The 11,029-nt window shown below is 61.0% G+C and carries 9 protein-coding genes, 2 pseudogenes and 1 riboswitch; of the genes and pseudogenes, 9 read left to right on the forward strand and 2 right to left on the reverse strand.

Annotated features, from left to right (window positions below; translation table 11 throughout):
* Positions 1-142: 142 nt before the first annotated feature.
* Positions 143-994, reverse strand: a pseudogene (locus ACFSCT_RS16995) (transposase); the annotation flags it as partial.
* A 55-nt stretch (positions 995-1,049) separates the two neighbouring features.
* The gene (locus ACFSCT_RS17000) at positions 1,050-2,243 is read right to left on the reverse strand and encodes an IS256 family transposase (RefSeq protein WP_379144784.1); all 1,194 of its coding nucleotides are present in this window, start codon (positions 2,241-2,243) and stop codon (positions 1,050-1,052) included.
* Between ACFSCT_RS17000 and tnpA the strand changes: the two genes are divergently transcribed.
* From tnpA to ACFSCT_RS17045, 9 genes and pseudogenes are all read left to right on the forward strand, one after another.
* Entirely contained in the window at positions 2,233-2,628 is a 396-nt protein-coding gene (gene tnpA / locus ACFSCT_RS17005; RefSeq protein ID WP_080620470.1) for an IS66-like element accessory protein TnpA, read from the forward strand. The genes ACFSCT_RS17000 and tnpA overlap by 11 nt on opposite strands.
* A complete protein-coding gene (gene tnpB / locus ACFSCT_RS17010; protein WP_035746778.1) occupies positions 2,625-2,972 on the forward strand; it encodes an IS66 family insertion sequence element accessory protein TnpB in 348 nt (115 codons plus the stop codon). The genes tnpA and tnpB overlap by 4 nt, the downstream gene beginning before the upstream one ends.
* 58 nt (positions 2,973-3,030) lie before the next feature.
* Entirely contained in the window at positions 3,031-4,530 is a 1,500-nt protein-coding gene (gene tnpC / locus ACFSCT_RS17015) for an IS66 family transposase (protein WP_379144787.1), read from the forward strand.
* A 515-nt stretch (positions 4,531-5,045) separates the two neighbouring features.
* Entirely contained in the window at positions 5,046-5,861 is an 816-nt protein-coding gene (gene phnC / locus ACFSCT_RS17020) for a phosphonate ABC transporter ATP-binding protein (RefSeq protein WP_081969499.1), read from the forward strand.
* A complete protein-coding gene (phnD, locus tag ACFSCT_RS17025; RefSeq protein ID WP_379144790.1) occupies positions 5,858-6,706 on the forward strand; it encodes a phosphate/phosphite/phosphonate ABC transporter substrate-binding protein in 849 nt (282 codons plus the stop codon). The genes phnC and phnD overlap by 4 nt, the downstream gene beginning before the upstream one ends.
* A 67-nt stretch (positions 6,707-6,773) precedes the next feature.
* The gene (gene phnE, locus ACFSCT_RS17030; RefSeq protein ID WP_036744163.1) at positions 6,774-7,580 is read left to right on the forward strand and encodes a phosphonate ABC transporter, permease protein PhnE; all 807 of its coding nucleotides are present in this window, start codon (positions 6,774-6,776) and stop codon (positions 7,578-7,580) included.
* A gap of 21 nt (positions 7,581-7,601) precedes the next feature.
* Complete coding sequence (locus ACFSCT_RS17035; RefSeq protein ID WP_043133108.1) at positions 7,602-8,600, forward strand: phosphonate dehydrogenase; 999 nt, start codon at positions 7,602-7,604, stop codon at positions 8,598-8,600.
* A 13-nt stretch (positions 8,601-8,613) separates the two neighbouring features.
* Positions 8,614-9,528, forward strand: coding sequence for a LysR family transcriptional regulator (locus ACFSCT_RS17040; protein WP_081969498.1), 915 nt, complete (start codon positions 8,614-8,616; stop codon positions 9,526-9,528).
* 816 nt (positions 9,529-10,344) lie between these two features.
* Positions 10,345-10,464, forward strand: a riboswitch (TPP riboswitch).
* A gap of 80 nt (positions 10,465-10,544) precedes the next feature.
* Positions 10,545-10,964, forward strand: a pseudogene (locus ACFSCT_RS17045) (phosphomethylpyrimidine synthase ThiC); the annotation flags it as partial.
* Between the last annotated feature and the right edge of the window lie 65 nt (positions 10,965-11,029).

An 11,029-nucleotide genomic window follows, 5' to 3' on the forward strand; every position in this document is an offset into this window, starting at 1 on the left:
AGACGGCCTTAGTAACAGCCGTTGTCCACGATCCTACTCCGACTGTATGGCTCCTACGAACGGCAGAAAAGTCCGGATGTTGTTGAAAAACTCGCCTCAGTTTTCCGCCCGACTGGATCGCCATGGCGGTCCTGCCGACTTCTCAGGCCACTGACTTCCTCAGCTTGGCGAGTTTGCGGAGGTTCTGGACGGTTGCGGCTATGTGGAACTCGTCTTTGGCGCCATTTGGTCCCCTGAGGCGAAGGCGGTCGAGGCCGAGAATGCGCTTCAGGTGAGCGAAGAGCATCTCGACTTTCTTCCGGGCGTATCCCGAAGCGACATAGGCATCGGTCTTGGCGATCTCCCGGGCTTTCTGGCGCGCGTGCTCGTAGCGCGACCGGGAGATCTTTCGCGTGGCCTGGTTGGGTGTGCAGTGCGGCTTCAGCGCGCAGGCGGCGCAATCCTGTTTCCGGGCGTAGTACTTCTTGCAGCCGTCCTTCCCGAATTCCGGTCGTCCCTTCGAAATATCCCGCCAGTAGGGCTTCAGCGCGTGTCCTCCGGGGCAGCGGTATTCGTCTGCCTCTTCATCGTAGGCGAAGTCGGTGGCCGGATACGCGCCGTCCTTGCGTTCGGATTTGTCGAAGACCGGGATATGCGGTTCGATCTTCTGGTCGTCGACGAGCCAGCCGAGCATCTCGGCGGTGCCGTAGGCGGTATCCGCGGCCAGCCTTTCGGGGTGCAGATCGAAGCGGTCTCTGGTTCGCGTCAGCATGTTTCGCACGGCACCGACTTCGGCCTGCCGGATCGGAACGGTGGCCTCGACGTCGACGATGATCGCGTTGTCCAGATCGACAAGGTAGTTGGTACTATAGGCGAAGAAGGGTCTGTCCCCGTTGGCTCCGGTGAACCGTGCGGCGGGATCAGTGGGCGAGATTGCCTTCGGCTTGACAGGCGTGGCCGCACCGAAAGCGGCGTCATCGAGCGTGGCGAGGTATTCCTGGGTCGCTCGGCTGGCGTCGGGAGTGTCCTGAACTTTGTGTATCCGGGCCGGCCCATGCGGTTTGGGATACTCAAGCGTCGAAGCGCTCGCCGAACATTATGGCGAACTGATTGCGGGCGGCAAACCATTCCCGGACATTTCGGCCATCCTTTTCGAATTTGCGGATTGCGAGGTAGATCAGCTTGGTCGCGGCCTCGTCGGTCGGGAACGAGCCCCGTGTCTTGATGGACTTCCGGATGACGCGGTTCAGACTTTCTATGGCATTCGTGGTGTAGATGATCTTGCGGATCGCGGGATCGAAACCAAAGAACGGGATCACCTCCTGCCATGCCCGGCGCCAGGCCGGGGCGATGGAGGCGTATTTCCCGGCCCATTTTTCCTCGAAGGCATCGAGCTCGGCCTCGGCCATATCGACGGTCGGGGCGCTGTAAATCCGGCGCAGGTCGGCAGCCACCACCTTCCGGTCCTTCCAGGAACAGAAGTTCAGGCTGTGGCGCACCAGATGCACGATGCAGGTCTGGACCATGGCCTCCGGGAAGGCGGCGGTGATGGCCTCGGGGAAGCCCTTCAGACCGTCCACGACCGCGATCAGAATGTCCTGGGTGCCGCGGTTCTTCAGCTCGTTCATCACCGAAAGCCAGAATTTGGCGCCTTCATTTTCGGCGATCCAGAGGCCAAGAACCTCGCGCTGGCCATCGCGGGTAACGCCCAAGGCGACATACACGGCCTTGTTCTTCACCGTCCGGCTGTCGGCATCGCGGATCTTCACCCGTAGCGCGTCGAAGATCACGATCGGATACATTCGTTCCAGCGCCCGGCTCTGCCATTCCCGGACCTCGTCCAGAACGGCGTCGGTCACGCGGCTGATCAGGTCGGGCGAGACCTTCAGGCCGTAGAGATCGAGCAGATGGGCCTGGATATCCCGCACCGTCAGCCCGGCGGCATAGAGCCCGATGATCTTGTCGTCCATCCCGTCGATCCGGGTCTGGCCCTTCTTCACCAGTTCGGGCTCGAAGCTGCTGTCGCGGTCGCGGGGCACCGCCACCGGCATCTCTCCGTCCTGTCCCTTCAGCACCTTGGTCGAGGTGCCGTTCCGGCGGTTGCCCTGTCCCGGTGGAACCTCCTTGCCCTCTTCATAGCCCAGATGCGCGGTCAGCTCGGCGCCCAGCATCCGCTCCATGAGCTTGATCTTCAGCTCTTTCATCGTAACCGTCCGGTCTAACCGCTCTGCCGCGGTGTGAGAGTGCGGGATAGTGTCCACCATTGATAGTGGACACTGTGGTGATGACGTGGCGCGTCGGACGAAGCGGCTTTGGACGGATGAGGAGAAGCGGTCGATCTGCTTCCAGACGGCGGCGCCGGGGGTATCGGTCGCCCAGGTGGCGCGGCGCTACGCGGTGAATGCGAACTTGATCTTCAAGTGGCTGCGCGATCGCCGTTACGCGCCGGACCCCGCCTCGGCTCTTCCCCCGTCAGAGGAGGCGCGCTTTCTGCCTGTGGAGATTGTCGCGGAGACCAGGTCTGCCCGGGCAACACCTGCCGCCCACAACCACATCGAGATCGAATTGGCGGGCGGGCACCGGATGCGCATCAGCGGGAGCTATGATCCCGAGGCTCTGGCGCGGCTGATCCGGGGCGTGACGGCGTGATCCCGGTTCCGGCGAACACGCGGGTCTGGCTGGCGGCGGGCGCCACCGACATGCGCAAGGGGTTCACGGCACTGGCGGCGCAGGCCGAGGCGGTGCTGAAGCAGGACCCGTTCGCCGGGCATCTGTTCGTCTTCCGTGGCCGTCGGGGCGATCTGGTGAAGGTGATCTGGTGGGATGGCCAAGGCGCGTGCATGTTCATGAAGCGGCTGGAGAAGGGTCGGTTCGTCTGGCCCTCGGCCAAGGAGGGCAAGGTGGCTTTGTCGCCTGCGCAACTGTCGATGCTGCTGGAAGGCATCGACTGGCGGGCACCGGAACGGACGTGGCGGCCTCTGGCGGCGGGATAGTCCACGGCGCCTGCAATCAGTGATTCCCACAAGTAATACAGTGGGATAAACTTTCCGCATGCTCACCCAGGCCCTGACATTGCCGGAAGACCCCGAGGAGCTGCGCAGCTTCACCGCGCGGCTTCTGGCCGAGGTGAAGGCCCAGGCGATCCTGATCGAGAAGCTCCGGCATCAGCTGGCCGGGCACCGGGCGCACCGGTTTGGTGCGTCGTCCGAGACGGCGGAACAGTTGCAGCTGGCCCTTGAGACCAGCGAGATCGCCGCCGCCGCGATGACCGCGCGGATGAAGCTGCCGGACATCGAGGAGAAGGACAAACCCAAGCGTCGTCCGATCCCGGACCACATCCCGCGAATGGAGGTGGAGCTGACACCGAGCACAGATGCCTGTGCCGATTGCGGCGGGCGCCTGCGCCGGATCGGGGAAGATGTGACGGAAGAGCTGGAATACGTTCCCGGGCGGTTCATCGTGAACCGGCTTGTCCGCCCTCGGCTGACCTGCTCGTGCTGTGAACGCTTCGTGCAGTCCCCACTGCCCTCGCGCCCGATCGAGCGCGGTCGCCCGGGGCCGGGCCTCCTCGCCCATGTCTTGGTGAGCAAGTATGCCGACCACCTTCCGCTCTACCGCCAGAGCCAGATCTTCGAGCGCGAAGGTCTCGACCTGGACCGGTCCACCCTGGCCGACTGGGTGGGCAAGAGCACGGCCCTGTTGGAGCCGCTGGCCGACGCCATCGGGCGCCATGTCTTCTCAGCCGAGGCGATCTTCGCCGACGACACGCCGATCAGCATGCTGGCGCCCGGCACCGGCAAGACCCAGACCGCCCGGCTCTGGACCTATGCGCGCGACGAACGCCCTTGGGGCGGGCAGGCCCCACCGGCGGCATGGTATCGCTTCTCCGGTGACCGCAAGGGCCAGCATCCCAAGGACCACCTCGCCCGCTTCCGCGGCTGGATGCACGCCGACGGTTATGCCGGGTTCGAGGATCTCTACCGCTCCGGCACCATCCGCGAGGTCGCCTGCATGGCCCATGTCCGGCGAAAGTTCGTCGATATCCATCGGTCGCAGGGCTCCCCGATCGCCGGAGAGGCCATCGGCCGGATCGCACAGCTCTACGCCGTCGAGAAAGAAGCCCGAGGGTCGCCGCCAGACCGCCGCACGGAACTCCGCAAAGCTCACGCCGCCCCGGTCTTCGACGATCTGCAGCGATGGCTGGCCATGAGACTGACGGAAATCTCGGGCAAATCCCCGCTCGCGGCCGCCATCCGCTATGCCCTGACCCGAATGGACCGCCGGCGCCCCTACCTCGACCACGGCATCCTGGAGTTGGACAACAACACCGCCGAACGCGGCATGCGCGCCATCGCCCTCGGGCGGAAGAACTACCTCTTCGTCGGCTCCGAGGCGGGCGGCAACGCCGCTGCCATCGCCTACACCCTGATCGAAACGGCCAAGCTCAACGCCGTCGATCCCCACGCCTGGCTCGCTGACACTCTCGCCCGCATTCCCGACTACAAGATCACCAAGGTCGATGACCTGATGCCGTGGCGCTGGAACGGATAGCGGTCACGCCGGACGGTTACTTCTGATCCGCCGAGTGGCGAAGCCATCCGTGCTTTTCACTTTGGATGACCTCATGTCATCCGAAGGGCAAAGCAGGGTGGGCGCAGCCCGACCTGCGGCCGGACGGTGATCTGACACACGGGGCCGGAGCGGTGAAATTGGGAGGGGCCCGCGCCCTGGCGCGGGAGGAACCGGATTTCTCCGTGGAGGCTGACGCGCAGCGGCACCAGAGCCCGTGTTCAGAGCGCCGGCCGGATGGCAGGCGGACCTAGCAAACGGAAAGGTGTCGGACGTGCCAGAGCGGAGCGGAGGCGCGGCTGTCCTTCCGATCAGCGATCGCGGCCATAACCGCGATCACCGCGTCCGCTTCCAAGGATTTTAGGTAGAGTGCAGCATAAGCATCGATGTGCATTATCATGATTATGTCATCCACCTGAAAAGTAGTCGTCATATTGCGCGCCTAGTGATCGACCCATCCTATCGCGACCGCAGAACGATTAGAAAGATGCATCATCATGTTGGCTTTGAACAGGGTTGCCGTGACCTATGGGAATGGCACACAAGCTCTAAAACCGACCTCGCTGAAGCTCGCGCAGGGGCAGTTTGTCGTCCTTTTGGGCCGCTCTGGCGCGGGTAAATCCACACTCATCCGCACCCTTAACGGCTTAGTTGCTCCTACGTCCGGTTCGATTATCGCTGATGGCGTTGGATCTCTGGACGGAGAGCGGGCGCTCCGAGTGCACCGCAGGCGCACCGGGATGATTTTCCAGCAGCACCAGCTCATCGGGCGCTTGAGCGCGCTTGATAATGTGATGACCGGTCGCTTGGGCTATCACTCATCCTTTCGAACCCTCTTTCCTCTTCCGCGTTCTGACCGGCAACTTGGGCTGGAATGTCTTGCTCGGGTTGGCTTACTCGACAAAGCCTTGGTGAGGGCTGACCAGTTGTCGGGCGGCCAACAGCAACGTGTCGGCATCGCCCGTGCTCTGGTTCAGCAGCCCCGATTGATACTGGCTGACGAACCTGTGGCCAGCCTCGATCCGGAAACAGCCGTCGAAGTCCTTTCGCAACTCCGCCACATTTGCACGACGGATGGCATAACGGCTGTCATCAGCCTGCACCAGATCGACTTGGCGAGGCGCTTTGGTGATCGGGTCATCGCCATGCGTGATGGCTCTGTAGTCGCAGATGCGTCCGTTGATGAACTGACAGATCAGATGTGCGCCTCGATCTACCGCAGCGAAGCTTCAGGCCGGAGTTCGCAGCAAGCGCATCACCATTCATCCCACTCCCAACCACAACCTGTTGCTGCCATGGAGGCCGCCCTATGAAGAAGTTGCTCCCCGTTGTCGTTCTCGCTGCTCTCGGCTGCGGCTCCGCAGTGCATGCGGAGGCAAATCCAGAAACTCTGCGCGTGGCGCTGTTGCCCGACGAGAACGCCGCCACAGTGATCAAAAACAATCGTCCGCTGGAAGAGTATCTTGAAGAAACTCTTGACCGCGACATCGAGCTGATCGTGACCACCGACTACTCCTCGATGATCGAGGCGATGCGGTTCGGTCGGCTTGAACTCGCATATTTCGGTCCGCTTTCCTACACGTTGGCCAAGACGAAGGCCGAGATCGAACCCTTTGCGGCACTGATGAAAGACGGCGAGACAACTTACCGCGCCGTTGTCATCGGCAACGCTGAAGCCGGCATTGAGACTATTGCGGATGCTGCCGGCCACGATGTGGCATGGGGTGACGTGGCATCTACTTCCAGCCACCTGATCCCGAAATCCATGCTGCTTAAAGCGGGTCTAGAAGCAGAGACGGATTACAGTGAGAACTACGTCGGCTCCCATGATGCCGTGGCGCTGGCGGTGCAAAACGGCAATGCCCAGGTTGGTGGTCTTTCGCTGCCCATCTTCAACGCTATGGTTGCTCGCGGCACGATCGACCCCGCGAAAGTTGTTGTGCTCGAAGAGTCCGATCCGTTTCCGCAGTATCCTTGGACGATGCGCTCTGACCTCGATCCGAACCTGAAGCAAGCCATCACCGACGCGTTCATCAACCTGAACGATGAGGAAGTGCTGGCGACGTTCAAGGCAGATGGTTTCGCGCCGATCAACGACAAGGCTTACGATGTCGTGCGGGATCTCGGTAAGATGCTGAACCTCGACCTCAGCAAATAAGACATATCAACCGCCATTCATTGCGGGCGCAGGCGAAGTCTGCGCCTCACTTTTCAGGAGCACGTCAATGACAGCGCTTTCCCAAAGTTTCGACAGCATCCTTCAGCGCCAAAGTAGAGCTTGGAAGCGCGCTGCCGTGATCGCGGTGATCATCGCTGGCGTCATCATTGTCAGCAGCTACCACTCCGGCTTGCTTGATCTGGAGCGGCTTGGTTCCGGCCTTCCTTCGCTTTGGCAGTTGGGAAGTGAAATGGTTCCGCCCGATTTCAGCCGTGGGATGGAGTGGATCGGCCCCTTGGTTGATACTCTTGCCATGAGCATCGCCGGGACGGCAATCGCGGTTCTGATTTCGCTTCCCGTTGGCTTTTGCGCTTCGCGAAAAACAGCGCCAAACCGCGTTATCTACATGATCGCCCGCGGCCTGCTGAACGGCCTGCGCTCGATCCCTGAGTTGATCATGGGTATCGTTTTCGTTGCAGCGGTAGGCTTCGGGGCTCTGCCCGGCGTTCTTGCTCTAGGCCTTCACTCCGTTGGCATGGTCGGAAAGTTCTTTGCAGAAGCCATCGAGCATTGTGACAATGCGCCAATCGAGGCGGCGCGGGCCGCCGGTGCTTCACCCTTCCAGATCGTCACGCGCGCAATCCTGCCGCAAGTCCTGCCTCAACTGGCCGATGTCACGATCTACCGTTGGGAGTATAACTTCCGCGCCTCCACCATCCTTGGCACGGTCGGAGCCGGCGGCATCGGCTTTGAGCTGATGACCTCTCTTCGGATTATGAATTATCAGGAGGTTCTTGCCATCATGCTGGTCGTTCTTCTGATGGTCACCGTGGTCGATCAGGTCGGCGCTCTTCTTCGCCGCCAACTTCAATAAAACAACAACAGGGAGCGCGACATGTTGCCCAAGATCGTTATCACGCACAAAGTCCATGACGAGATCCTGACCAAGCTGGCGCCTTATGCCCGCGTCAGCGTCAACGAGTCGGACGATACTTGGGCGCATGACAGGCTTTTGGCAGAACTCAGTGATGCGACTGCGATGATGGCTTTCATGCCGGATCGGATCGACGCTACGGTTCTGAGCCACGCTCCTAGCCTGCGGCTTGTAGCTTGCGCGTTGAAGGGTTTCGACAACTTTGATGTTGCTGCCTGCACGGCACGAGGGGTCCATGTCTCCATCGTGTCCGATCTTCTGACTGATCCGACCGCAGAACTGACCATCGGCTTGATGATTGGCTTGGGGCGGCACATCCTGCCGGGGGATGAAGCTGTCAGAATTGGCTACAAGGGGTGGAGACCGCGTTTCTACGGCGTGGGCCTGAAGGGCGCAGCGGTTGGCATCTTAGGCATGGGAGCGATCGGCAAGTCCATTGCTGAACGGCTCACGGGCTTTGGAACGCAAGCGAGCTATTGGGACAGGCGCGAGCTCGGTTCTGATGATGAAGAAAGGCTCAAGGTTACGTTCACGGATTTCGAACGGCTTCTTTCCACTTCGGATTTCGTAGTGTGTGCCCTTCCGCTCGCCAACGACACGCAGCATCTGCTCGGCGCACTGGAAGTTGCGAAGATGCGGAAGGGGACGCTTCTGATCAATCCATCACGTGGGAGCGTTGTGGACGAAGGGGCCGTGGTGGCTGCGCTGGAGGCGGGACATCTGGCGGGTTACGCCGCAGATGTCTACGAGATGGAGGACTGGGCGCGGCCGGATCGACCTGAAGCTGTCCATCCTGGCTTGGTGCAGCGTCGCACGGACACCTTGCTGACACCCCATATCGGCTCGGCGGTTACCAAGACTCGCCTTGCGATCGAGCATGAGGCGGCTGACAACATCATTGATCTTCTTGAAGGCCGCAGACCGCGAGCCGCTATCAATGAGCCCGCGTCTGTTCTCTAACAAGGTATCCTGCATGTATCATCTGTCTCATGTCGCTGCCTTCGTTGAAGTCATCGAGACGGGAAATTTTCGTGCGGCATCGCGACGGCTGCAAATCTCGCAGCCTACGGTTTCGAACAGCGTCAGGCGCCTTGAGGATATCCTAGGGGTGCAACTGGTAGATAGAGGGAACGATCGCTGTGTTCCGACGCGGCACGGAGCCATATTCTTGCCATTTGCCAAGAGCCTGCTGACGGTTTCTGCACGTGCCTTTGACCGCTTGCACATGGAACAAATTCAACTGGGTGCGAGCAGCAACATCGGTATCTACCTCATGCCGGAGCATCTGAAGCGCCTGCATGGTGCCAAAGGGCGCTCTGCCAACTTGGTAATCGCCTCCAACCTGGAGATCTTAGAAAAACTCCAGAGAAAGGAAGTTGATCTTGCTTTCATGGAGTGGTGGGACGGCCGGAATGGATACGAGGCCAGCCTGTGGCGCACCGAGAAGCTCATTTTGATTGTTTCCCCGGATCACCGGTGGGCAAGCAAGGGTTCGATATACTCGTCTGAACTTTTCACGGAGTCGCTGATCGGAGGCGAGCGTGGAACCGGGACGGGCACTATTCTCCGCCGTGCCTTCGGTCAAAAAGCAGATCAGCTATCGATCAGCCACACAACCGGAAGCACTGAAGGGGTGAAGCGTGCGGTCAGAGCGGGACTAGGCGTATCGTTGGTGATGAAAAGCACGGTTCTCGATGAACTGGCTTCGGGTCAACTTTGTGAAGTTTCTATCAAGGGCGTAGATTTGGAGAAGCCAATTTTGGCCGTCCATCCTGTAAAGATGGAGGACGGTTCCCCGGAAGCCGAGACGCTTAGCATCCTCCTCAATGCCAAGACGGTGCCTGTTCTATGTCAGCAGGCTGCACGACCAGCCGAAGCAGCTAACTGAAAGACAGACATGGGGCCTCGAAAGAGATGTATGAACCGCAGCCGAACAGCGGCCGCGACCTTGTAGCGGCAAGATTGCGTGGCAGATGAAGCAAGAATGCCTGACACGTTGTCGGTGCTTTTCGAAGTTCATGCACCGTGGCGCGGCAAATCATCTTGCGAATCTACAGAGACTGTCAATCGGGCGGAGGCGGGGGGTGGTGCGGCCCGCAGCGCAGCGAGGACACGGCCCCCGCAGGAGCCGACGCGCCACGGGCGCGGCGCTTGCCGATTGACCGGCTCGGGCAGGTCTGTTGGGCGGAAAAACGAAAAGGATAAACCGCAGGGCGGGGGTGAGCGCGGCCCTCGGCCGCGTCGATCCCCCGGCCTGACCTTCGGATCAACCGGAGCCGCGCCGCACGCGCGGCTTGCCCTCGATCTTCATGGCCCGCAGCTATCCAAGCACGGCACCCGTGCATCAGGTCGCGCGAGCTGGACGCGCATCATGGCGCGAAGGACAGTGAGCAAGATCCTGTGGGAAGGTTCGGGCCGCGCAAGCGATCGTTCCTTGACAACGGTTCGACCTGTCAACGTAAAACACTAGCGTCGTGTGATTTGACCAGCCGTAAAGCGACGGCTGGTTAGCGGGCGAAGCAGTCAGTCCCTCCACCCGCCACGACGCGGTATTGTTGACATGTACGATACCAAGTGGCCAACCCTCATAGGGGCTGTTGCAGGTTTCAGGATGGCACGACACCGGGAACTTTAACTGTTTGGATTATCAAAGCGTCGGCTTGGTCAGGACGATTGACAATAGAGGCACCGCTGCGCATCCTTACGTCCTCACCAGGGGTGTCCCGACAAGGGGCTGAGATACTGCTGGGCCGCAAGGCAGCGCAGTGACCCTACGAACCTGATCCAGTTCATGCTGGCGTAGGGACGGTGCGGATGCCTTGCCGGTCGCATGCGACCAGTGGGGCATTCTATTCCTTCCCGTCGGTGCTGGGTCTCCAATGCTGCGACGCGAGGAGCCTCGACATGACATCTAAAGAAACCTTGACGGTCACCACCGGACCACTGCCCGCCTCTGTCAAGGTGTTCAGGCCGGGCGTGCTGCACCCCGACATCCGTGTGCCCATGCGCGAGATCGCCTTGCATCCAAGCGCGGGCGAGCCGCCGGTGACGGTCTATGACTCCTCGGGTCCCTATACCGATCCGGCCGCCGAAATCGCGATCGAACGCGGCCTTCCGCGCCTGAGGGAAGGTTGGACGATGAGGCGTGGGGACGTGGAGTCCTACGAGGGGCGGCATGTGAAGCCCGAGGACAACGGTTTTGCCTCAGGCGACCGGCTAACACCCGAGTTTCCCATCCGCCACCGCCCCTTGCGGGCGCGGAACGGGAAAGCGGTCACCCAGCTTGCCTATGCCCGCGCGGGCATTGTCACACCTGAAATGGAGTGACCTGCCCCCAGCCGGTCCCTCATTCATAACGAGAGTCTGCAGGTTGGATTTAGGTATTCAGC

This window comes from Paracoccus pacificus (genome assembly GCF_042680785.1).
In the GTDB taxonomy this organism is placed as follows: Bacteria; Pseudomonadota; Alphaproteobacteria; order Rhodobacterales; family Rhodobacteraceae; genus Paracoccus; species Paracoccus pacificus.

Coding starts and splice junctions, on each gene's coding strand:
- ACFSCT_RS17000 (WP_379144784.1), bottom strand. CDS start 2,243: ATGGTGGACACTATCCCGCACTCTCACACCGCGGCAGAGCGGTTAGAC.
- tnpC (WP_379144787.1), top strand. CDS start 3,031: ATGCTCACCCAGGCCCTGACATTGCCGGAAGACCCCGAGGAGCTGCGC.
- phnC (WP_081969499.1), top strand. CDS start 5,046: ATGTTGGCTTTGAACAGGGTTGCCGTGACCTATGGGAATGGCACACAA.
- phnD (WP_379144790.1), top strand. CDS start 5,858: ATGAAGAAGTTGCTCCCCGTTGTCGTTCTCGCTGCTCTCGGCTGCGGC.
- phnE (WP_036744163.1), top strand. CDS start 6,774: ATGACAGCGCTTTCCCAAAGTTTCGACAGCATCCTTCAGCGCCAAAGT.
- ACFSCT_RS17035 (WP_043133108.1), top strand. CDS start 7,602: ATGTTGCCCAAGATCGTTATCACGCACAAAGTCCATGACGAGATCCTG.
- ACFSCT_RS17040 (WP_081969498.1), top strand. CDS start 8,614: ATGTATCATCTGTCTCATGTCGCTGCCTTCGTTGAAGTCATCGAGACG.